18 protein-coding genes are annotated in these 23114 nt (G+C 69.9%); 13 read left to right on the top strand and 5 right to left on the bottom strand.

What is annotated here, in order from left to right:
* Positions 1 to 72: 72 nt before the first annotated feature.
* The 3 genes from JGR64_RS09910 (at position 73) to JGR64_RS09900 (ending at position 3151) form a co-directional block, all read left to right on the top strand.
* Positions 73 to 1197 carry an OmpA family protein gene (locus tag JGR64_RS09910; RefSeq protein ID WP_199373170.1) on the top strand — a complete coding sequence of 375 codons (1125 nt, stop codon included), beginning with the start codon at positions 73 to 75 and terminating at the stop codon, positions 1195 to 1197.
* A gap of 185 nt (positions 1198 to 1382) precedes the next feature.
* Complete coding sequence (locus tag JGR64_RS09905) at positions 1383 to 2471, top strand: OmpA family protein (protein ID WP_199373169.1); 1089 nt, start codon at positions 1383 to 1385, stop codon at positions 2469 to 2471.
* A gap of 98 nt (positions 2472 to 2569) precedes the next feature.
* Positions 2570 to 3151 (top strand): hypothetical protein, encoded by a 582-nt coding sequence (locus JGR64_RS09900; protein WP_199373168.1) that lies wholly within the window; start codon positions 2570 to 2572, stop codon positions 3149 to 3151.
* An 88-nt stretch (positions 3152 to 3239) separates the two neighbouring features.
* On the opposite strand, the gene kbl is transcribed toward JGR64_RS09900, so the two are convergent.
* Positions 3240 to 4442 (bottom strand): glycine C-acetyltransferase, encoded by a 1203-nt coding sequence (kbl, locus tag JGR64_RS09895; protein ID WP_199373167.1) that lies wholly within the window; start codon positions 4440 to 4442, stop codon positions 3240 to 3242.
* A 41-nt stretch (positions 4443 to 4483) separates the two neighbouring features.
* Complete coding sequence (gene tdh / locus JGR64_RS09890; RefSeq protein ID WP_199373272.1) at positions 4484 to 5518, bottom strand: L-threonine 3-dehydrogenase; 1035 nt, start codon at positions 5516 to 5518, stop codon at positions 4484 to 4486.
* Between the two features lie 227 nt (positions 5519 to 5745).
* Between tdh and JGR64_RS09885 the strand changes: the two genes are divergently transcribed.
* The 7 genes from JGR64_RS09885 (at position 5746) to JGR64_RS09855 (ending at position 15563) form a co-directional block, all read left to right on the top strand.
* A complete protein-coding gene (locus JGR64_RS09885) occupies positions 5746 to 7839 on the top strand; it encodes a S46 family peptidase (RefSeq protein WP_199373271.1) in 2094 nt (697 codons plus the stop codon).
* 181 nt (positions 7840 to 8020) lie between these two features.
* Positions 8021 to 10111 carry a S46 family peptidase gene (locus JGR64_RS09880; RefSeq protein ID WP_233348181.1) on the top strand — a complete coding sequence of 697 codons (2091 nt, stop codon included), beginning with the start codon at positions 8021 to 8023 and terminating at the stop codon, positions 10109 to 10111.
* The gene (locus JGR64_RS09875) at positions 10108 to 10752 is read left to right on the top strand and encodes a histidine phosphatase family protein (RefSeq protein ID WP_199373165.1); all 645 of its coding nucleotides are present in this window, start codon (positions 10108 to 10110) and stop codon (positions 10750 to 10752) included. The genes JGR64_RS09880 and JGR64_RS09875 overlap by 4 nt, the downstream gene beginning before the upstream one ends.
* A 10-nt stretch (positions 10753 to 10762) precedes the next feature.
* Positions 10763 to 12073 (top strand): bifunctional tetrahydrofolate synthase/dihydrofolate synthase, encoded by a 1311-nt coding sequence (gene folC / locus JGR64_RS09870; protein WP_199373164.1) that lies wholly within the window; start codon positions 10763 to 10765, stop codon positions 12071 to 12073.
* 31 nt (positions 12074 to 12104) lie between these two features.
* Positions 12105 to 13217 (top strand): SPOR domain-containing protein, encoded by a 1113-nt coding sequence (locus tag JGR64_RS09865; RefSeq protein WP_199373163.1) that lies wholly within the window; start codon positions 12105 to 12107, stop codon positions 13215 to 13217.
* Positions 13218 to 13281: 64 nt separating this feature from the next.
* On the top strand, positions 13282 to 14754 hold the full coding sequence (gene purF / locus JGR64_RS09860; protein ID WP_199373162.1) for an amidophosphoribosyltransferase: 1473 nt from the start codon (positions 13282 to 13284) through the stop codon (positions 14752 to 14754).
* Complete coding sequence (locus JGR64_RS09855) at positions 14751 to 15563, top strand: ferritin-like domain-containing protein (RefSeq protein ID WP_199373270.1); 813 nt, start codon at positions 14751 to 14753, stop codon at positions 15561 to 15563. Before purF ends, JGR64_RS09855 begins: the two co-directional genes overlap by 4 nt.
* An 18-nt stretch (positions 15564 to 15581) precedes the next feature.
* Here the strand turns inward: JGR64_RS09855 and lpxH are convergent, their stop codons facing one another.
* From lpxH to JGR64_RS09840, 3 genes are read right to left on the bottom strand one after another with little or no spacing between them, the layout of a single operon-like run.
* Entirely contained in the window at positions 15582 to 16319 is a 738-nt protein-coding gene (gene lpxH, locus JGR64_RS09850; protein WP_199373161.1) for a UDP-2,3-diacylglucosamine diphosphatase, read from the bottom strand.
* Between the two features lie 26 nt (positions 16320 to 16345).
* Entirely contained in the window at positions 16346 to 16918 is a 573-nt protein-coding gene (locus tag JGR64_RS09845) for an ECF-type sigma factor (RefSeq protein WP_199373160.1), read from the bottom strand.
* Entirely contained in the window at positions 16915 to 19515 is a 2601-nt protein-coding gene (locus JGR64_RS09840; protein WP_199373159.1) for a serine/threonine-protein kinase, read from the bottom strand. The genes JGR64_RS09845 and JGR64_RS09840 overlap by 4 nt, the downstream gene beginning before the upstream one ends.
* A 189-nt stretch (positions 19516 to 19704) precedes the next feature.
* Here JGR64_RS09840 and JGR64_RS09835 point away from each other — a divergent pair, with 189 nt between their 5' ends.
* Genes JGR64_RS09835 through JGR64_RS09825 form a run of 3 tightly spaced genes read left to right on the top strand, consistent with a single transcriptional unit; the run spans position 19705 to position 23110 of the window.
* Positions 19705 to 21939 carry a response regulator gene (locus JGR64_RS09835; protein WP_199373158.1) on the top strand — a complete coding sequence of 745 codons (2235 nt, stop codon included), beginning with the start codon at positions 19705 to 19707 and terminating at the stop codon, positions 21937 to 21939.
* On the top strand, positions 21936 to 22310 hold the full coding sequence (locus JGR64_RS09830) for a response regulator (protein WP_199373157.1): 375 nt from the start codon (positions 21936 to 21938) through the stop codon (positions 22308 to 22310). The genes JGR64_RS09835 and JGR64_RS09830 overlap by 4 nt, the downstream gene beginning before the upstream one ends.
* A 23-nt stretch (positions 22311 to 22333) precedes the next feature.
* Entirely contained in the window at positions 22334 to 23110 is a 777-nt protein-coding gene (locus JGR64_RS09825; RefSeq protein ID WP_199373156.1) for an anti-sigma factor antagonist, read from the top strand.
* The last annotated feature ends 4 nt before the right edge of the window (positions 23111 to 23114 follow it).

The following is a 23114-nucleotide window of genomic DNA, read 5'->3' as shown; positions in this document are numbered from 1 at the left end:
CTTTCCCCCCAATACGCTAGCGACCGCTGTCTTCGCCAGGTCCGTCAAAGCGATTCAAGGAGCCATAACGACATGAACAAGAAGCTGCTTTGTGCTGCCATGCTGATAGGCGGGCTGGGCGTGGCGCAAGCCGCCGGTGCGCAGGATTTCGACGATCGCTGGTACATCACCGGAAGCGCAGGCTTCAACCTGCAGGACAACGACCGTGAGACGCGCAACGCGCCGTTCCTCGCGCTGGGCGTCGGCAAGTTCATCAACCCCAACTGGTCGTTCGACGCCGAGCTGAACTACCAGAACCCGCACCACGACGCCAACCAGGACCTCAACTGGAGCCAGTACGGCATCTCGTTCGATGCCCGCCGCCACTTCATCCGGGAAGGCCGCAACTGGAATCCGTACCTGCTGATGGGCCTCGGTTACCAGCGCGAGGAGATCGAGACCGACAACTTCCCGAACCCGAACTCGCCGTTCGAGGAAAAAGAGGGCGCGATCGCGGGCAAGTTCGGCGTCGGCCTGCAGGGTGACCTGGGTCGCGTCAGCATCCGCACCGAGCTGGCCTACCGGGCCGTCGCCATCGACGACACGCGTGCGCAGCTTCTCAACGACGACCCGTTCCCGGAGCGCAATGACGGCGAAGACTGGTTCGGCGACGTGCTGGCCTCAGTCGGCGTCGTGATCCCGCTGGGTCCGGAGCCGACCGCACCGGTCGCTCCGGCTCCGGTGGCCCCGAGCTGCGCCGACATGGACAGCGACGGCGACGGCGTGAACGACTGCGACGACAAGTGCCCCGGTTCGCAGGCTGGCCAGACCATCGGTCCGGACGGCTGCCCGGTGCCGGTGTCGATCGACCTGAAGGGCGTCAACTTCGACTTCGACAAGGCGACCCTGCGTCCTGACGCGGTGTCGATCCTCAACGAGGCGATCGAGATCCTGAAGCGCTATCCGCAGCTGAAGGTCGAAGTGGCTGGCCACACCGACTCGAAGGGCACCGACGCGTACAACCAGTCGCTGTCCGAGCGTCGTGCGACCACGGTCTATGACTACCTGACCAGCAACGGCATCGACTCCGGCCGCCTGGTGGGCCCGAACGGTTACGGCGAGAGCCGTCCGATCGCGCCGAACACCAACGACGACGGTTCGGACAACCCGGAAGGCCGCGCGCGCAACCGCCGCACGGAGCTGAACGTCCAGAACTGATTTCGTTTTGACCGGCTCTGCCAACGCCCAGGGGACGCTCCTGGGCGTTGGTTTAATGTATGGTTAACATTCACCTGAATGTGTATTATTGCGGCGCAACTGGCAGGGGTCAGGGTGCCCGAGTGGTTGATCCCCCGCACTTCCCACCCCCCGATTCGTTCCTGACTGGACTTAGGAGTACGTATATGAAGATTCGCTTGTTGAGCACCGCCCTGCTGGCAGGTCTCGCAGTGTCGCAGGCCGCGGTCGCGCAGGATTTCGACGATCGCTGGTACATCACCGGAAGCGCTGGCTTCAACCTGCAGGACAACGACCGCGAGACGCGCAACGCGCCGTTCCTCGCGCTGGGCGTCGGCAAGTTCATCAGCCCCGAGTGGTCGCTGGACGCCGAGCTGAACTACCAGAACCCGCACAATGACGCCAACCAGGATCTCAACTGGAGCCAGTACGGCGTGTCGCTCGATGCCCGCCGCCACTTCATCACCGAAGGGCGCAACTGGAACCCCTACGCGCTGTTCGGCGTCGGCTACCAGCGTTCGGAGGAGGAGTACGACAACTTCCCGAGCCCGAATTCCCCCGGCCAGCGTGAAGACGGCAACTTCGCCGCCAAGGTTGGCGTCGGCCTGCAGGGCGACCTGGGTCGCGTCGGCATCCGTACCGAGCTTGCGTACCGCGCCAGCTTCGACGACACCAGCGTTGCTGCGCCGCAGGAAGACTGGTTCGGCGACGTGCTGGCCTCGGTCGGCGTCGTGATCCCGCTGGGTCCGGAGCCGACCGCACCGGTCGCCCCGGCTCCGGTGGCCCCGAGCTGCGCCGACATGGACAGCGACGGCGACGGCGTGAACGACTGCGACGACAAGTGCCCCGGTTCGCAGGCTGGCCAGACCATCGGTCCGGACGGCTGCCCGGTGCCGGTGTCGATCGACCTGAAGGGCGTCAACTTCGACTTCGACAAGGCGACCCTGCGTCCTGACGCGGTGTCGATCCTCAACGAGGCGATCGAGATCCTGAAGCGTTACCCGCAGCTGAAGGTCGAAGTGGCTGGCCACACCGACTCGAAGGGCACCGACGCGTACAACCAGTCGCTGTCCGAGCGTCGTGCCACCACGGTCTATGACTACCTGACCAGCAACGGCATCGACTCCGGCCGCCTGGTGGGCCCGAACGGTTACGGCGAGAGCCGTCCGATCGCGCCGAACACCAACGACGACGGTTCGGACAACCCGGAAGGCCGCGCGCGCAACCGCCGCACGGAGCTGAACGTCCAGAACTGAGGACGTCGGCACAAGCAGTCCCGCGAAGCCCGGCCCAGTGCCGGGCTTCGCGCTTTCAGGGGCTGCTACACTTCGCGGCGCAGCAGGAGAAACCCCACATGAAGCGTGCAGCAATGTTGTTGATGGCCGGCCTCGCCGCCCCGGGCATGGCCCACGCGGCGATCGATTGCGCCAACCTTCCGGCCGCGAACGCGTCGGTGCAGCGCGTCACCGTGCTCGCGCCCCTGGCGCAGGAACTGGTCGCGCCCTCGTACCTCCTCGGTGGCAACAGCGGCGTGCTGTCGTACGCCTACGACGAGTCGCAGACCGTCGACGAAGTGCTGCTCCGCCAGCGCATCGAGGGCTGCCGCAACGTGGCCATCGCGGCGCCGGCCCCCAGCGTCGCCAACCCCGACGATCCGGGCGCCTACAAGCCGAAGACAGAGTTCGACAACACGCCGTGGCGGTTCGACATGAACCAGAACGGCAAGCGCATGACCGCCGACGAGTTCGATGCCTGGATGAAGTCACGCGGAGTGCGCGTTGCGCGCGGCAGCGGACCCGCGCCGGTGGCGGCGGCTGCCCCGGCACTTCCGGGCGCCGCGCCAGCCGCCGCGGACGGATCGCCGGCCGCCGCGGCACCGCCGGCGTCGGATCCGCCTCCGGCCGAAGCGGCCAAAGGCGAAGCCACCCCCGGCTGATCGCATCGCCTGGCGCAGCAGGCCGGTTGCCCTCGCTGCGCCATCAGGCAACGCGCTTCGATGAAGTCGCGTTGCCCGAAAGCCCCGCTCAGCTCGCCAGCACGCCGAGCTCGCGGCCGATGCGCGTGAAGGCGTCGATCGCGCGGTCGAGGTGCGCGCGCGTGTGCGCCGCGGAAATCTGCGTGCGGATCCGCGCCTGGTCCTTCGGCACCACCGGGAAGAAGAAGCCGATCGCGTAGATGCCTTCCTCCAGCAGCCGCTCGGCGAAACGCTGCGCGAGCTTCGCGTCGTAGAGCATGACCGGGCTGATCGGATGCGTGCCCGGGCGCACGTCGAAGCCTGCGGCGGTCATTCTTTCGCGGAAGTAGCGCGTGTTTTCGACCAGGCGCTCACGCAGGTCGGCGGCGGCGGCCAGCATGTCGAACGCCTTGATGCCGGCCGCGACCACATGCGGCGGCAGCGAATTCGAGAACAGGTAGGGACGCGAGCGCTGGCGCAGCATTTCCACGACCTCGGCCTTCGCGGTGGTGAACCCGCCCAGCGCGCCGCCCATCGCCTTGCCCAGCGTGCCGGTGATGATGTCGATCCGGTCCAGCACGCCCTTGACCTCGGCGGACCCGCGGCCGGTGGCACCGAGGAAGCCGGTGGCGTGGCATTCGTCGATGTGCACCAGCGCGCCGTACTTCTCCGCCAGCGCGGTGATCTCGTCGAGCGGGGCGATGTAGCCGTCCATCGAGAACACGCCGTCGGTGGTGATCATGATCGTGCGCGCGCCGTCGGCCCGGGCCTGCCGGAGCTGCGCTTCCAGGTCCGCCATGTCGCAGTTCGCGTAGCGGTAGCGCTTCGCCTTGCACAGGCGCACGCCGTCGATGATCGAGGCATGGTTGAGCGCGTCGGAAATGATCGCGTCGTCCTCGCCCAGCAGCGGCTCGAACAGCCCGCCGTTGGCGTCGAAGCAGGCGGCGTAGAGGATCGTGTCCTCCTTGCCGAAGAAGCCGGCGATCGTCGCCTCCAGCTGCTTGTGCAGGTCCTGGGTGCCGCAGATGAAGCGCACCGAGGCCATGCCGAAGCCGTGCGTGTCGAGCGCGTCCTTGGCCGCGGCGATGATGTCCGGATGGTCGGCCAGGCCCAGGTAGTTGTTGGCGCAGAAGTTCAGCACCGTGCGCCCGTCGGCGAGCGTGATCTCGGCCGCCTGCGGGCTGGTGATCGTGCGCTCGGACTTGAACAGCCCCTGGCTGCGGATGGCGTCGAGTTCGTCGGCGTAGCGCGTGGTGAGGCTGGTGTCGGACATGGGGCGGCTCCCTGCGAGGCAGCCGCCATTCTATCCGTGCGTCAGTTCCAGCTCAGGACCACCTTGCCCGACTTGCCGCTTTCCATCAGGTCGAAGCCCTTCTGGAACTCGTCGACCGGCAGTTGGTGGCTCAGCACCTTGTGCAGCGGGAAGCCCGACAGCACCAGCTGCGTCATCTTGTACCAGGTCTCGTACATCTTCCGGCCGTAGATGCCCTGCACGGTGAGGCCCTTGAAGATGATCCGGTCCCAGTCGATGCCGGCGCCCTGCGGCAGGATGCCCAGCAGGGCGACCTTGCCGCCGTGGTACATGCAGTCGAGCATGTCGTTGAACGCGCGCGGGTTGCCGCTCATCTCCAGGCCCACGTCGAAGCCTTCCAGATGCAGGTCGGCCATGACCTCCTTGAGCGACTGCTGGGCCACGTTCACCACCCGCGTGGCGCCCATGTCGGCGGCGAGCTTCAGCCGGTAGTCGTTGACGTCGGTGACCACCACGTTGCGCGCGCCGATGTGCTTGCAGATGCCGGCCGCCATCACCCCGATGGGGCCGGCGCCGGTGATCAGCACGTCCTCGCCGACCACGTCGAACTCCAGCGCGCAGTGCGCGGCGTTGCCGTAGGGGTCGAAGAACGCCGCCAGCTCGCTGGGGATCTGGTCGGGGATCGGCCACAGGTTGGTGGCCGGCATGACGATGTACTCGGCGAAGGCGCCGTCGCGGGTCACGCCGATGCCGACGGTGTTCGGGCACAGGTGCTGCTTGCCGGCGCGGCAGTTGCGGCAGTGGCCGCAGACGATGTGGCCCTCGGCCGAGACCCGCTGGCCCAGGGTGTAGCCGTTGACGCCCGGACCGATCTGCACGATGCGGCCGACGAACTCGTGGCCGATCACCAGTCCCGGCTTGACGGTGCGCTGGCTCCACTCGTCCCAGAGGTAGATGTGCAGGTCGGTGCCGCAGATCGCGGTCTTCTCGAGCTTGATCAGCACCTCGTTCGGCCCCGGCGCGGGCACCGGCACCTCGTCCATCCAGATGCCCTTGCCTGCTTCGCGCTTGACCAGCGCCTTCATGGTGGAGGGAATGAGGGCGGGTGCGGTCTGCGACATGTCGGGCCTGCGGCGTGCGATCGAAAGCGCGATTGTAGCGCCGGCCCATGCAGCGACGCGTGTGCCGGATTTGCCTCGATCGGTGCCAGCGCCTAAGGTCGCGGGCTTTATGCCTGCCCCGAGGAATGCCCGTGACCCTGCGCCTGCTGCCCGTCGCACTCGCCGCCGCCCTGTTTCCCGCCGCCGTGCTCGCCGATGAAGGCATGTGGATGCCGTCGCAGCTGCCCGCGGTGGCCGCGCAGATGGAGGCCGCCGGTTTCCAGGGCGATCCGAAGGATCTCGCCGACCTCGGCAGGCATCCGATGAGCGCGGTGGTGTCGCTGGGCGGCTGCACCGCGAGCTTCGTGTCGCCGCGCGGGCTGGTGGTCACCAACCACCACTGTGCGCACGGCGCCATCCAGCTGAATTCGACGCCGGAGAACAACCTGATCGTCAACGGCTTCAATGCCGCGACGCCTGCCGACGAGGTGTCCGCCGGCCCGGGCGCCCGGGTGCTGGTGACCGACCGCTTCGAGCCGGTCACGGAGCGGATCCTGGGTGCCGCCAGCGGCCTGCGTGGCCGTGCGTACTACGACGCGATCGATGCCGCCAGCAAGGCCGTGGTGGCCGAGTGCGAAGCCGAGGCCGGCTACCGGTGCAGCGTGGCCAACATGTACAGCGGCAGCGAGTTCCACCTGGTGCGCCAGCTGGAGCTGAAGGACATCCGCCTGGCGTACGCGCCGCCGGACGCGATCGGCAGCTACGGCGACGAGATCGACAATTTCATGTGGCCGCGCCACAGCGGCGACTTCGCCTTCTACCGCGCCTACGTCGGCCCGGACGGCAAGCCGGCGCCGTTCGCCGCGGACAACGTGCCGTACACGCCCGCTGCCTGGCTGGAGGTCTCCACCGATCCGATCGCCGAGGGCGATTTCGCGATGCTCGCCGGCTATCCGGGGCGGACCTTCCGCCACCGCACCGCCGCCGAGTTCGCCGACCAGGTCGAGTGGCAGCTGCCTTCGCGCGTGGCGCTGAACGCCGCGCTGCTGAAGACCATCGAAACCGCCACCGAGGGCCAGCCGGACGCCACGGTGCGCTACGCCGCGCACGTCGCCGGCATCAAGAACACCCTCAAGCGCGCGCAGGGCGAACTGGACGGCCTGCAGCGCAGCGACGCGGTCGCGGTACGGCGCGCGGAAGAGTCGGCGGTGCTCGGCTGGCTGGCGCGGCAGCCGCGCGCTGCCGCCAGTCGCAAGGACATCGACGCCGCCATGCAGGTCATCGCCCAGGCACGCGCCACCCGTGAACGCGACCAGCTGTTCGGCATGCTGCGCGGCCAGACCCAGTTGCTGAAGTCGGCGCTGCAGCTGCAGCGCCTGGCGCTGGAGCGCGGCAAGCCCGACCCGCAGCGCGAAAGCGGCTACCAGCAACGCGACGAAGCGCTGGTGGAGGCCGCCCTGAAGCAGGCGCAGCGCCGCTACGACCCGGCGGTGGAGCGCGCCATCCTGGCCACGTTGCTGGCGCGCTACCACGCGCTGCCGGCCGACCAGCGCATCGCCGAGGTGGATGCGGTGTTCGGTGGCACCGATGCCGCCGCGGCGAAGGCGCTCGACACGTTGTACGCCGGCACCGCGCTGGGCGAGGAAGCCGTGCGCCTGCGTCTGCTCGCGGCCCCGCCGGCCGAGGTGCAGGCCTCGACTGATGCGCTGATGCAGGCCGCGGCCACGCTGCTCACCGCCGAGCTGCGCCTGGAAGACGAAGCCAAGGCGCGCGAAGGCGAGCTGCTGCGCCTGCGTCCGGCGTACATGCGTGCGTTGGCCGGGCACGCCGCAGCGCAGGGCAGGGCGCTGTATCCGGACGCCAACTCCACGCTGCGCGTGAGCTACGGGCAGGTCAGCGCGCTGGCGCCGCGTGACGCGGTGCACTACACGCCGCTCACCACCGTGGACGGCATCGTCGAAAAGCACACCGGCATCGCGCCTTTCGATGCACCCGCGCCCCTGCTCGCCGCCATCGCGCGGCGCGATTTCGGCGCCACGGTCGATCCGGTGCTGGGCAAGCAGACCGTCAATTTCCTGACCAACCTCGACACCACGGGCGGCAACTCGGGCTCGCCGGTGATGGACGCCAGGGGCCGCCTGATCGGCCTGAACTTCGACAGCAACTGGGAGGCGGTGAGCGCCAGCTGGATGTTCGATCCGCGCTACAAGCGCGCGATCCACGTCGATGCGCGCTACATGCGCTGGCTTATGGCGCGCGTCTATCCGGCCCCGCAGCTGCTGCGCGAGATGGGGCTGCCGCTCGACCAGGCGGACTGAGGCGGCACGGCCCGGCCCGACCGGCAACCGGGCCGACCGGCACGGTCCAGGCGGCGGCAGGGGAGGCTAAACTCCCCCTTCACTGGCTATCCGGGATCCATCCATGCGCAAGACCTTCCTCGCGGCCGCCGCCGCAGCCGCCACGGCCTCCGTCGCCTTCCCCGTGCATTCGGGCGAGGGCATGTGGGTGCCGCAGCAACTGCCGGAGATCGCCGGACCGCTGAAGAAGGCTGGCCTGAAGCTCAACGCCACGCAGCTCGCCGACCTGACCGGCGACCCGCTGGGCGCCGTGGTCTCGCTGGGCGGCTGCACCGCGAGCTTCGTCTCGCCGCAGGGCCTGGTGGCCACCAACCACCACTGCGCCTATGGCGCGATCCAGCTCAACTCGACGCCAGAGAACAACCTGATGCGCGACGGCTTCTACGCCGCCGCCCTCGGTGACGAGCTGAGCGCGGGCCCGACCTCGCGCATCTACGCGCTGGAGGCGATCGAGGACGTCACCGAACGCGTCCAGGCTGCCGTGGCCGCCGCGCCGGACGCGATCGGCCGCACCAAGGCGCTCGATGCCATCGAAAAGTCGCTGGTCGCTGCCTGCGAAGCCGACGCCGGCTACCGCTGCCGGCTGTACAGCTTTGCCGGCGGCAATACCTACCGCCTGTTCAAGAACATCGAGATCCGCGACGTGCGCCTGGTGTACGCGCCGCAGGGCAGCATCGGTGCCTACGGCGGCGAGATCGACAACTGGATGTGGCCGCGCCACACCGGCGACTTCGCGTTCTACCGCGCCTACGTCGGCAAGGACGGCAAGCCGGCCGCCTACGCCGAAGACAACGTGCCGTTCCAGCCCAAGCGCTGGCTGAAGTTCGCCGAGCGGCCGCTGGGCGCCGGTGACTTCGTGATGGTGGCCGGCTACCCGGGCCGCACCGCGCGCTACGCGCTGGCCAGCGAGTTCCAGGCCACCCAGGACTGGACGTACCCGACCATCAGCCGCCACTACAAGGCCCTGCAGGCGCTCGTGGCCGAGGCCGGCAAGTCCGACCCGGACATCGAGGTGAAGTACGCCAGCACCATGCGCGGCTGGGAAAACGTCTACAAGAACTACGACGGCCAGCTGGCCGGCTTCGAGCGCACGGGTGCGCTGGCCACCAAGCAGAGGGTCGAGGCGGAGGTGCTGGCCTGGGCCGCCGCGCAGGGCGAGTCAGGCAAGCCGGCGATCGCGGCACACGCGCGCCTGCTCGAGCTCGAAGCCACCAGCAACGCCACGCGCGAACGCGACCTGGTGTTCGGCCAGTTCAACGGCACCGGCCTGCTGTCGGCGGCGATCCGCAGCTACCGCCTGGCGATCGAGCGCGAGAAGCCCGACGCCGAGCGCGAGCAGGGTTACCAGGAGCGCGACCTGCCGACGCTGGAGGGCGCCATCCGCCAGATGGACCGCCGCTACGTGACCGGCATGGACCGCGCCCTGCAGCAGTACTGGCTGGATGCGTACGTGAAACTGCCGGCCAACCAGCGCATCGAGGCGCTGGATACCTGGCTCGGCGGCACCGACGCCAAGGCGATCACGCGCACCCTGGACCGCGTCAACCGCAGCGAGCTGACCAATGCCGATGCTCGGATGACCTGGCTCAAGGCCGATCGCAAGACCTTCGAGCGCAGCAAGGATCCGGCGATCCGCTACGCGGTGGCGGTCATGCCGACGCTGCTGGCCCTCGAGGCCGAGCGCAAGACGCAGGCGGGCGACGCGCTGCAGGCGCGCCCGGTGTTCCTGCGGGCGATCGCCGACTACAAGGCCAGCAAGGGCGAGTTCGTCTATCCCGACGCCAACTCCTCGCTGCGCATCACCTTCGGCAACGTCAAGCCGTACACCAAGCTCGACGGCACGCCGCAGCAGCCGTTCACCAGGCTCGAAGAGGTGGCCGCCAAGGCCACCGGCGAAGAGCCCTTCGACGCGCCACCCGCGCTGCTCGAGGCGATCGCCGAAAAGCGCTACGGCGGCCTGGCCGACCGTCGCCTGAAGACGGTGCCGGTGAATTTCCTGTCCGACCTCGACATCACCGGCGGCAATTCCGGCTCGCCGGTGCTCGACGCGCGCGGCCAGCTGGTGGGCCTGGCGTTCGACGGCAACTGGGAGTCAGTGGCGTCCAACTGGGTGTTCGACCCGGTGATGACGCGCATGATCTCGGTGGACCAGCGCTACATGCGCTGGGTGATGCAGGAGGTCTATCCGGCGCCGCGCGTGCTGGCGGAGCTCGGCCTGACGCCCAAGCCGTGAGGATCCTGCTCGCGCGGCACGGCGAAACCGCCTGGAACCGGGAAGGCCGCTACCAGGGCCAGGAAGACATCCCGCTGTCGGACGCGGGCGCGAAGCAGGCGCTGCGCCTCGGCGAGCGCCTGCACGACGTGCGCATCGCGCGCGCCGTGGCGTCGCCGCTCGGCCGCGCCTACGACACCGCGCGCCTCGCGCTGGGCGATGCGCGCGCGGACATGCTGGAGGTCGACAACGGCCTGATGGAGATCGCCCACGGCAGCTGGGAAGGCAAGCTGGCCAGCGAGATCCGCGAGTCCGATCCCGAACGCCTCGCGGCCTGGCGCGACACGCCCGACAAGGTGCAGATGCCCGGCGGCGAATCGCTCAAGCAGGTGCTGGCCCGGGCCTGGCCGGCGCTGGCCAATGCCTGCGAAGGCCTCGGCCCGGACGACACCCTGCTCGTGGTGTCGCACGACGCGGTGAACCGGGTGCTGCTGTGCCGAGTGCTCGGCCTGCCGCTGTTCCGGCTGTGGACCTTCCGCCAGGCGCCGGCCACGCTCAACCTGCTCGAAGGCCCGGACGTCGAGCATCTCGACGTGGTGCGCATGAACGACTGCACGCACCACACCCTGCTGTTCGGCGAAGCGGTGCACCGCGCACTCTGAGCACGACGCGATGACCGTTACGCGCAGCCTCGGCGACTGGCTCCGGCATATCGAGGGCCAGCACCCGCACGCCGTCGACATGGGCCTGGACCGCGTGCGCGCGGTCGCCGCACGCATGCGGCTGGCGCGCCCGGCGGCGCACGTGGTGACGGTGGCCGGGAGCAACGGAAAGGGCTCCACGGTGGCGTTCATCGAGGCGATCGCGCGCGCCAGCGGCCTGCGCGTGGGTGCCTACACGTCGCCGCACCTGCTGGCGTACAACGAACGCGTGCGCATCGATGGCGCCGACGCCGATGATGCCGCGCTGGTGCGCGCGTTCGACGCGGTCGAGACCGCGCGCGGCGACACCACGCTGACCTATTTCGAGTACGGCACGCTGGCCGCGCTGTGGCTGTTCGAACGCGCGGGCCTGGACCTCGCGGTGCTCGAGGTCGGCCTCGGTGGCCGGCTCGACGCAGTGAACATCGTCGACCCCGACGTCGCCGTGGTCACCACCGTCGATCTCGACCACCAGGACTGGCTGGGCGCGGATCGCGAGGCGATCGGGCGCGAGAAGGTCGGCATCGCGCGCGCATGGAAACCGCTGGTATTGGGCGAGGACGATCCGCCGTCCAGCGTGCTCGGCCATGCATACGCCATCGGCGCGTCGGCGATCCGCGGCGGCAGCGACTTCCGCTTCGGCCTGCACGACGACGCCAGCCCCGGCTGGTGGTGGCGCGAACCCGGCTTCGAGCTCGCGCTGCCCATGCCCCGGCTGGCGGCGCCGACGCAGCTGCGCAATGCGGCGACCGCGATCGCGGCACTGCGCGCGCTGGACGTGGACATCGACGATGACGCCTGGGCACGCGGCGTGGCCGCGGCCGATATCCCGGGGCGCCTGCAGCGCTTCGAGCGCGGCGGCGTCACGGTGCTGGTGGATGTCGGCCACAACCCGCAGGCGGCGCGCGCGCTGGGCGACTGGCTGCGCACGCAGGCCGGGCAGGGCGGACGGACGCATGCGGTGTATGGCGCGCTTGCCGACAAGGACGCGGCCGGCGTGGTGGACGCGCTGGCGTCGCAGGTCGATGCCTGGTACCTCGCGGGTCTTGCCGATGCGGGTCCGCGCAGTGGCGATGCCGACGCGCTCGCCGCGCGCCTGGTCGGCACCGCGGCCGCCGCAGGCGCGCGCCATGGCGATGTCGCCGCCGCGTTGTCCGCCGCAGTCGCACAGGCCGCCCCCGGCGATCGCGTGCTCGCGTTCGGCTCGTTCCATGTCGCAGCCGCCGCGTTGGCATGGCTGGCCGGCACGGGTTCAGAAGCCCATGCGGGTGGCGGCGTATAATTCGCGGGACCCCTTGCCGCCCCGAGCGCATATGGAATCCGGACTGAAACAGCGCCTGATCGGCGCCGCGGTGCTGATCGCGCTTGCGGTGATCTTCCTGCCGATGCTTGTCCAGGGCCCGGCCCCGGACAGCGGCGTGTCCGACCTGTCGCTGCAGGTGCCATCGGCGCCCGGCGGCCAGTACGAAACGCGCGACCTGCCGCTGGTCGTGCCCAATGCCACCACCAGCGCCGGCCTGCTCGCCGATGACGGCAGCCTGGCGACGGTCGACACCGCCACTGCGCCGACGCCTGCGGGCACGCCGTCCGACGACGCCGCAGACCTGTCCAGCGCGCAGCCGCTGGTCGAGGAAGACGGCGTAGTCGCGACGCCGCTGCCGCCTCCTCCGGAGCCTGCGGTCACTGCGGCCGTCGCCGCGGCGCCGGCGGCGACTACGGCCAACACGCCCGCTCAGGTTCCGGCTGCGGCAGCGCCGAAGCCGGTGGAAGCACCCAAGCCGGTCGCCGCCGCGCCTGCGCAGCGCCTGCCGGCCGCCACCGCCGGTGGTGACTACGTGGTCAGCTTCGGCGCGTACGCCACGCGTGCCGATGCCGGTGCGGTCGTCGACCGCCTGCGCAAGGCCAGCCTGCCGGGCTACGTGGAAGAAACCACGGTCAACGGCCGCGACGCCTGGCGCGTGCGCATCGGTCCCTACGCCTCGCGCGCGGACGCCGAGTCGGCGCGCATCACCGCCGGTGGCATCGGCTCGCGTGCGCAGGCGCAGGTGGTTGCGCTGGACGCCCGTCCCGCAGCCACGGTGTCGGCCAAGCCAGCCGCGACGGCTTCGGCCCCGGCGAAGCCGGCGGCCAGCACGCCGTCCGCTGCGGCCCCGACGCCCGCGCCTGCCGCCACGCCACCCGCCGCCGCCGGCACCGGTTTTGCCGTGCAGCTCGGCGCGTTCGGCAACGCGGCGGACGCGCAGGCGCTGCGCGACCGCCTGCGCGCCGCCGGCATCGGTGCGTTCACCGACACCGTGCAGACCGACAAGGGCGCGCTCACCCGCGTCAAGGCCGGCCCGGTGCTGACCCGCGCCGAAGCCGAGCAGCTCAAGGCGCGCATCAAGTCTTCGCAGGGCATCGACGGACTCGTCCGCGCGCATCCCTGACACCGCCGGTCGACCGACCGGCTGATCCTTTCCATCGCTCCATTCCAGACCCTGGCAGGACCCCATGTGCGGCATCGTCGGCATCGTTGGCACCACTGAAGTCGCGCCCGCGCTGTACGACGGGCTGACCGTGCTCCAGCACCGCGGCCAGGACGCGGCGGGCATCGCCACGGCGGTCGGCACCCAGCTGCGCGTGCACAAGGGCAACGGCCTGGTGCGCGATGTCTTCGACGCGCGGGCCATGGCGCTGCTGGATGGCCGCGTGGGCATCGGCCACTGCCGCTATCCGACGGCGGGTTCGGAAGGCAGCGACGAAGCGCAGCCGTTCTACGTCAACTCGCCGTTCGGCATCGCGCTGGCGCACAACGGCAACCTGGTCAACACCGACGCGCTGCGCCGCGAGGTGTTCGAGACCGACCGCCGCAACGTCAACACCCAGTCCGATTCCGAGGTCCTGCTCAACGTGTTCGCGCACGAGCTTGACCGCAGCCGCGCGCTGTCGCCGGAGACCGCGTTCGCCGCGGTTGAAGGCGTGATGCGCCGCGCCAAGGGCGGGTTTTCGGTGGTGGCGGTGGTGCTCGGCCTGGGCCTGGTGGCGTTCCGCGACCGCAACGGCATCCGCCCGCTGGTGCTCGGCAAGCGCGAGACGGCGGAGGGCACCGAATACTGCGTGGCCTCGGAATCGGTGGCGCTCGACATCCTCGGCTTCGAGCGCCTGCGCGACGTGGCGCCCGGCGAGGGCATCGTGATCACCGCGCGCGGCGAGCTGCACGAGCGGCAGTGCGCGGAGCCGGCCGAGCATGCGCCGTGCATCTTCGAGTATGTGTATTTCGCGCGTCCGGACTCGATGATCGAAAACATCTCGGTGCACAAGGCGCGCATGCGCATGGGCGTGACGCTGGGCGAGAAGATCCTGCGCGAGCGTCCGGACCACGACATCGACGTGGTGATCCCGATCCCCGACACCTCGCGCGATTCCGCGCTCGAGCTCGCCAACGTGCTCAACGTGAAGTACCGCGAGGGCTTCATCAAGAACCGTTACGTCGGCCGCACCTTCATCATGCCGGGGCAGGTGGAGCGGGCGAAATCCGTGCGCCGCAAGCTCAACCCGATCCCGCTGGAGTTCCGCAACCGGGTGGTGCTGCTGGTAGACGATTCCATCGTGCGCGGCACCACGTCGCGGCAGATCGTGCAGATGGCGCGCGACGCCGGTGCGCGCAAGGTCTACCTGGCGTCCGCGGCGCCGCCGGTGCGCCATCCCAACATCTACGGCATCGACATGCCATCGGTGGAGGAGCTGGTGGCCAATGGCCGCAGCGAGAAGGAGATCGAGGAACTGCTGGGCTGCGACTGGCTGGTCTACCAGGACCTCGCCGATCTCGAGGTCGCGGTGGCCGGGCACAAGTTCCCCGGCAAGAAGTTCGACAGCTCCTGCTTCAGCGGCGAGTACGTGACCGGCATCGAGCCGGGTTATTTCGAGCGCCTGCGCCAGCTGCGCTCCGACGAGGCGAAGAAGAAGCGCCGCGTCGGCGCCTGAGCGTGGGCGCCTCGCTGTTCGACGCCGCGCGCGACTGCCTCGCCGCGGCGTCCCCGGAGGACAAGGTGGCCGCGACGCACGCGGCCGCCGACGCGTTCCGGAGTGGCGGGCTCGCGATCGATGCCAACGCCCCAGAAGCGATGACCATCGCGATGCCGGGCCGCCCGCCGCGCCCACGCCTGGTGCATCCGCGCGAGCTTCCGCGCCGCGGCGTCGGCACCGACGAAGGGCGTGCGGCGTTCATCCACGCGATCGCGCACATCGAGTTCAACGCCATCGACCTCGGCTGGGATGCGGTCTACCGCTTCCGCGGCATGCCGGCGCAGTACTACGCCGACTGGGTGATGGTGGCCGACGACGAAGCGCGGCACTTCACCATGCTGCGCGCGCGGCTGCAGGCGATGGGCTTCGACTACGGCGATTTCGACGCGCACAACGGGCTGTGGGAGATGGCCGAGAAGACCGCGCACGACGTGCTGGCGCGCATGGCACTGGTGCCGCGGGTGCTCGAGGCGCGCGGGCTGGACGTCACGCCGGGGATGATCGTGAAGCTGCGCGCGCTGGGCGACCAGGCGACCGCCGACATCCTGGAGATCATCCTGCGCGAGGAGATCGCGCACGTGGCCGCCGGCAGTCGCTGGTTCCGCTGGTGTTGCGAGCGCGGTGGCATCGATCCGGAGCCGCGCTTCCGTGAATTGCTGACCGAATACGCGCGCGCGGTGCTGCATGGGCCGTTCAACGTCGATGCGCGCAGTGCGGCGGGTTTCAGCGAGGACGAGCTGGCGGCGCTGGTGCAGATTTCGGGCTGAGCGCTGGAGGTCGTGCGGTCAGGCCTGCAGGTTGTCCAGGCGCATGCCATCGGCGTCCACGCGCAGCACCGATCCCTGCTCGTACCAGTCGCCGAGGACCACGCGGCTGCAGGCGCGGCCCTCGACATCAAGACCGTGCACGGCGGGGCGGTGGGTATGGCCGTGGATCAGCAGGTCCACGCCATGCCCGCGGAACGCGGCGGCGACGGCTTCGGGTGCGACGTCGGTGATGGTTTCCATGGTGCCGGCGTCGCGCAGTTCGCCCTGGCGCGCCTGGCTGGCGGCGCGCGCCTGGCGTGCGAAGGCGAGCCTCGCCGCCAGCGGCTGCGCGAGGAACTGCGCCTGCCACGCCGGGTCGCGGGTCTGGGCGCGGAACTGCTGGTAGGCGATGTCGTCGGTGCACAGGGTGTCGCCGTGCATCAGCAACGCGCGCCGGCCATGCAGGTCGATGACGGTCGGATCGTCCAGCAGGAGCATGCCGGCGCGTTGCGCGTAGGCGGCGCCGAGCAGGAAGTCGCGGTTGCCGTGCATGAAATGCACCGGGACGCCGGACGCGGCAAGCGCGGCGAGGCGCTTCGCCACGAATGCGCCGGTCTCCGACGGGTCGTCATCGCCCACCCAGGCTTCGAACAGGTCGCCGAGGATGTAGAGCGCGTCGGCGCTGCGGGCTTCGCCGTCGAGGAACGCGCCGAACAGGCGGGTGATGTCCGGGCGCGCCGGATCGAGGTGCAGGTCGGAGACGAAGAGGGTGGCCATGCGGCCGATTGTAGAGCGCCGCGGCGTCAGTCCACTTCGAGCTCGCGGCGCAGCCAGGCGCGGGCCATGCGCCATTCGCGCTGCACGGTGGCGGTGGAGAGGCCGGTGGCGGCGGCGATCTGTTCGCCGGTCAGGCCGGCGAAGAAGCGCATGTCGACGATCCGCGCCTGGCGTTGGTCGAGCGTGGCCAGGCGGTTGAGCGCGTCCTCCAGCGCATCGGGTTCGACCTCGTCGCCGAGGTTCTCGGCGACCTCGGTGAGTTGCATGCGATCGCCGTCCTGCGGGCGCTTGGCCGAGAGGCGGCGGCGGGCGTGGTCGATCAGCACCTGGCGCATGGCGTGCGCGGCCAGGCCCAGGAGGTGGCCGCGGTTCTCCAGCGGTGGCAGTGGCGCGCCTGCGAACAGCTTCAGCCAGGCCTCGTTGATCAGCACGGTGGCGCTGAGCATGGGGTCGTGGCGCTCGTGTCCCAGCTGCGCGGCCGCCAGCTGGTGCAGGGCCTGGTACAGCCCGTGCACCACCTGGTCCATCGCCGCGGGTTCGCCGTCGGCGGCGGCCTGCAGCAGGCGCGTCACGTCACCCTGGGCTGCTTGCGCGCTCATTGCCCGAGCGTCTTGCGCAGGTCCGCAAGGCTCTCGCGCCAAGGCGATTTGGCGGGCTCGCCATGCGCGTCCAGCAAGGCCGCGTAGCGCGCCATGGCCGCACTGGCCTGCCCGTGCGCGCCGAGCATGGTGAGCGAGCGCGCGAGCGGATCGATCACGCCGTCGTAGACCACCAGATAGTCGCCGGCATGCGGCAACAGCACGGCCTCGGCTTCAACGGCAAGGTCGCGGGCCTGTGCCGGATCCTGGCCCTGGTCCACCAGCACACGGGCCAGGGCCGCCAGCGCGTAGGCCAGGTTGACCGCGTCCACGCCGGGGGCGGACCGGCTGCGAAGCCCGGGCAGCACCTCGCGCAGCAGCGTCGCCGATTCGTCGAGGCGTCCCAGGCTGCGCAGCCCGATCGCATGGCCGACGGCAAGCTGCAGGTACAGGCGGTTGTCGGCGCTCGTCGTCTTGCGTGCCACGGCCACCGCCAGGCCACTGGCCCTGGCGGCATCGTCATCGCGGTTGGCGCGCGAATAGCCGACCGAGAGCTGGTTGAGGTTGACGGCGCGCGACAGCGTGTTCTCGCCGATCAGCCTGACGTAGTCGGCATCGAGTGCTTCGAACATGCGGATGCCGCGCTCAAGGTCCACGTCGAGCATGAGTGCGGCCTGGTTGGCGCGCGCGGTCAGCAGCACGACGGGCGCATCCTTCGAATGGCGTTCAAGCAGCGCGACGGCCTCTTCGTGGGCGGCAAGCGACAGGTCGAGTTCGCGCGTGTGCTGGCGCGCGTCCGCCAGCGCGGTCAGCGCATCGGAACGGATCAGCGCACGGGTCTCGTCGCTCGGTTCGCCGAGCGTGGCCAGCACCTCTTCGAGATCCACCGCCATGTCGGCGGCGGGCCGGGTGCTGGCGAGTCCCTCGTTGCGGAGCTCGCGCACCCGGTGGCGGACACGTTCTAGGAATTCCTCGGGGTCGTCCTGCGAAAGGCCCGCCTGCGCCTCGCGATGGATGCGGATGGCGTCGGCGTTGCGCCCCTGCTGCGCGTAGACGTGCGCCAGCTTCATCTGCAGGCGCGACAGTTCCACAGGCGTGCCCGTCAGGCGCTTGAGCTCCAGTGCCTCCTGGAACAGCGGCTCCGCGGCGGAATCCAGCGCCAGGCCGTGGTTGGCTTCGGCCATGGCCATGAGCAGGTCGGCGCGGACGTCGGGCGGCAGGTCGGTGCGCGCGCGCAGGTCGGTCGCGCCGCGGTCCAGCACCTCGCGCACGGTGATCTGTTCACCGCGCGAGCGCGAGGGATCGGCATTGGCGAACAGCTCGGTCATGAAGCCGGCCAGTGCCTGCGCCTTGCCGCGTTCCGCGGTCACCTGTTGCAGCTGGCGTTCGCGCTCGAATACGAAGCCGGTGCCGATCACCAGCAACACCATGCCAGCGGCCAGCGGCCAGCGCCGGCGCCAGGCGAACCTGCGCAGCCGATACAGCGCGTGCCCGCGCCGCGCCGACACCGGGCGCGAATCCAGGAACCGGCGCAGGTCCTCGGACAAGGCGGCGACCGAGGGATAGCGCTGCTCGGGTGCGTGCCGCAGCGCCTTGAGCACGATCGCGTCGATGTCGGCGGGAATCCTGCCGACCGCGTGGCTGATCGTGCGCGCGTCCCGGTCGGCGTCGCGATTGCCGGTGTGCGGCGCGTTGCTGGGCGGACGGATTTCGCCGGAGACGATGGCATCGGGCAGCAGGTGGCCCGATTCCATTGCCTGGTGCGGGCGCGTACCCGCCAGCAGTTCGTACAGCACGATGCCCAGCGACCAGACGTCGGTGGCGGTGGTCAGGGGCTTGCCCGCGACGTGCTCGGGGCTGGCATAGGCGAGGGTGAGGGCGCGATGCGCGGTGCCGGTCGGGTCGGCTGGCGCGTTCTCCTCGACCAGGCGTGCGATGCCGAAATCCAGCAGCTTGGGCTCGCCCTCCGCGGTGACGAGGATGTTGGCGGGCTTCAGGTCGCGATGGATCACCAGGCGCTGGTGCGCGTGCTCCACCGCGGAACAGACCTTGAGGAACAGCGCCACGCGCTCGCGCAGGGGCAGGGCGCGGACCTGGCACCAGCGATCGATGCGCTCGCCCTCCACGTATTCCATGGCGATGAAGGGCTGGCCATCGCCGGTGCTGCCGCCGTCCAGCAGGTGGGCGATGTTGGGGTGCTGCAGCGTGGCGAGGATGCGGCGCTCTTCGGCCATGCGCTGCGCCAGCCGCGCGCCATGCGGGCCGGCGCTGGCCAGCAGCTTGAGCGCGACCAGCTGGTGGGCATCGCCATCGTCGCGTTCGGCCAGGTAGACCACGCCCATGCCGCCTTCGCCGAGCAGGCGCAGCACGCGGTACTGGCCCGGCTGCGCGGCATCGACCCGGGTCCCTTCGTGCAACGGCGCAGGACCTGGTTGTGACCAGCCCGGGGCGAGTGGATCGTCCGGGCCGGTGCGGGCGGAGGCGATCAGCCAGTCGACTTCCGCACGCAGCCCGGCATCGTCCGCACAGCGTTGCGCGAGCCAGGCATCGCGCGCGTCCGGCGCAAGTTCCAGCGCTTCCATGGCAAGCGCCTTGGCCTGCAGATAGCGGTCTTGCATCGGGGTTCCCCTGCCGTGCCGGACGGATGTCGCGCCCGCATGGCGGTTCCCCGCGCCCGGACATGCATGGCAAACGTGCAAGCCGGCTGAAACCGGCCAGGCGAAGGCGGTGATCAAATCCGTCGCCGTCCTGCGCAGTCATGGGAAACGGGCAGCAAACGCCCGCCCACCGGACCTTGGGCCGCACGCATGATCACCTCGCATACCATCGACACCCCGCGCGGCAGCGTAGCCCCGCTGCTGCCGTATTTCGTGCGCCACCCGCGTGTGCGGGCGGCGAGGCCACGTCCCGGCCTGCACCCGATCGTGAGGCTCGACTACGTCTCACGGATGTCGTGCATGCCGCTGCTGTCGGCGGTCATCTACTCCGTCTTCCACGCCAGCGGGCGCGACAGTGCACTGGTGGTCGCGCTGTTGCTGTTCTGGGGCGTCATATGGCCGCAGCTGGCCTACCTGCACGCGCGGTGGAGTCGCGATTCCAAGCGCGCCGAGCACGCCAACCTGCTGGTGGATGGGGTGATGGTGGGAGTGCTGCTCGCGGGCATGCATTTCAGCCCGTGGCCCAGCGTCATGATGTTGATGGGCATGAGCCTGGGCAACATGGGCGTGGGTGGCGCGCCCCTCGCCGGCCGCGGCCTGCAGGGCATCGCGGTGGGGGTCATCGCCTGCGGCTGGTTCACCGGGTACCAGGTCGACTTCGCGTCCACGGTGCTGCCGACCGTGGCCAGCATCATCGGCATTTTTCTTATCGCCGCGGTCTTCGCGCTGTTCACCCACCAGCAGAGCAAGCGCTTCGTGCGCAGCCGCCGGCTGCTGCAGGAGCAGAACCTCAAGATCGAGGAAAAGAGCGCGCAGCTGGCGCAGGCCAAGGAGGAAGCGGACGCCGCCAACCGTTCCAAGAGCCTGTTCCTGGCCAACATGAGCCATGAGCTGCGCACACCGCTGAACGCGATCATCGGTTACAGCGAGCTGCTGGTGGAGGAAGCGGAAGAGTCCGGGGGCGAGCACCTGGTGTCCGACCTGCGCAAGATCCACAAGGCCGGCAAGCACCTGCTGCGCCTGATCAACGACGTGCTGGACCTGTCGAAGATCGAGGCCGGCAAGATGCAGCTCGACCTGGAAGACGTCGAGGTACGCGCGCTGCTCGACGACGTGGTCACCACGATGCGCCCGCTGGTGGACAAGAAGGGCAACCGGTTCGCGATCGAGGCGGGCGAGCTGGGGACGATGCGCACCGACGTCACCAAGCTGCGGCAGCTCCTGTTCAACCTGGTCGGCAACGCCGCCAAGTTCACCGAGAACGGCGCCATCCGCCTGCGCGCGCGCCGCAAGACCGGAGCCTCCGGCGACTGGCTGGTGTTCGAGGTCGAGGACACCGGCATCGGCATGTCCCCGGAGCAGCAGCGCGGCCTGTTCCAGCCGTTCTCGCAGGCCGACGTGTCGACCACGCGCAAGTACGGCGGAACCGGCCTGGGCCTGGTGCTGACGCGGCGCTTCGCCGAGATGCTGGGGGGCGAAGTGGGCATGCGCAGCGCGCTTGGCGCCGGCACCACGTTCACCATCCGCCTGCCCGCGGAATCCGTCGACGCCGAACAGCTGCACCCCGCCGCCACGCCGGAAGAGCAGGCCACCGAACAGGCCGCGGCCGAGGCGCGCACCGTACTGGTGATCGACGACGACGCCGCCGGCGCGGACGTCATCGGCCGGATGCTGCTGCGGCAGGGCCTGCGGGTGGAGTTCGCGAGCAACGGTGCGGACGGGCTGCGCATGGCGCGCGAGCGCGCGCCCAAGCTGATCCTGCTGGACGTGCTGATGCCGGGCGCCGACGGCTGGAGCGTTCTGACCGCGTTGAAGACCGACCCCCGGCTCGCGTCGATCCCGGTGGTCATGATTTCGGTGACCGAACAGCAGGCACTGGGCCAGGCGATCGGGGCCGCCGATTACCTGGTCAAGCCGGTGCAGCAGGACAGCCTGGTGCAGGCGGTTGCGCGGCACCTGCCGTCCGGCATTCCGCGCCCGATCCTTGTGATCGACGACGACGCGACCACGCGCAGCATGTTGCGGCGGCAGATGGAACGCCAGGGATGGCGCGTCGTGGAGGCCGCGAACGGCGCCGAAGGACTGGCCTGCGTCGGCAGCCTGGCCCCGGCCATGATCCTGCTGGACCTGATGATGCCGGCGATGGATGGGTTCGCATTCCTCGATGCCCTGCGCGGCGAGCTTGGCGCGGCATCCGTCCCGATCATCGTGCTCACCGCCAAGGAACTGTCGCGCGACGAGGAGCGCGGGTTGTCGACCCGCGTGTCCAGGGTCATCGCCAAGGGCGGTTACCGCGGCCGCGAGCTGGAAGACGAGGTGCGGCGCGTGATGCAGGGCATGGACCACGTGGTCGACGTGCCGGTCGGCGAGGCGCTGCCGTCATGAGGATCCTGCTGGTCGAGGACAACGAGATGAACCGCGACATGCTGTCGCGGCGGCTGGTGCGGCGCGGCTACGAGGTGGTCATCGCCGAAGACGGCTGCGTGGCGCTGGAGGTTGCGCTGCGTGAAGCGCCCGACCTGATCCTGATGGACATGGGCCTGCCGGTGATGGATGGCTGGGAGGCGACCCGCCGACTCAAGGCGGATGCGCGAACGGCGTCGATCCCGGTCATCGCACTCACCGCGCATGCCATGGCCGACGACCGCATGCGCGCGCTGGAGGCCGGCTGCGACGACTTCGACACCAAGCCCGTCGACATCGACCGGCTGCTGGTCAAGGCCGGTGCCTTGCTGTGGGACGACGTGCCGCGATGAACGTCGTTGATGCAGGAGGGCGCATGGCATTCCGGGCGCAGCGGCTGCAGGACCTCGCGCCGCTGGCGGCGTTCCTGGACACCGCCTGTGCCGGCGTCGATGCCGATGTGCGGGCCGACCTGCGGCTGGCGACCGAGGAAGTGTTCGCCAACATCTTCAAGCATGGCTACCGCGGCCACGCGGGCCCGGTCGAGATCCGTGTCAGCCGCGCACCCGGGCGGATCACGGTGCTGATCGCGGACGAGGCGCCGGCGTTCGATCCGGCTTCGGCGCCCGCACCGGACCTCGCATCCGACCCCACCGAACGCAGTGTCGGCGGGCTGGGCTGGCACCTGGTGCGCCATGTCATCGACGAGGTCGGATGGGAGCGCGCCGCGGAGCGCGGCAACGTCTATCGACTGGTCAAGCACGTCGCACCGGATCCATCGGATCTACCGGCACAGAGAAAGGATCACACGCACATGAACATCGAACTCCAGCCCGGCGAACACGCCGCGGTCGTCGTCATCTCCGGCAGCGTGGACGGCCTGACCGCCGACCACCTGCTGGGGACCCTGCAGGGCTTTGTCGATGCCGGCCAGACGCGGCTGGTGGCTGACCTCGCGGGCGTCCTTTACACCAGCAGCGCCGGATTGCGCGCGCTGCTGGCCACGGTGAAGCAGGCCCGCCAGGGCGGCGGCGACCTGCGCCTGGCCAGCATCAATCCGCCCGTGCTGAAGGTGCTCGAGTTGAGCGGCTTCACCACCATCATGAAGTGCTACGACAACGTCGCCAGCGCCATCGACAGCTACGCGGGCTGAGGCC

This window comes from Luteimonas sp. MC1572 (assembly GCF_016615815.1).
Classification (GTDB): Bacteria; Pseudomonadota; Gammaproteobacteria; order Xanthomonadales; family Xanthomonadaceae; genus Luteimonas.
The sequence above is the reverse complement of the archived record's forward strand: the minus strand, read 5'-3'. Positions and strand labels throughout refer to the sequence as shown.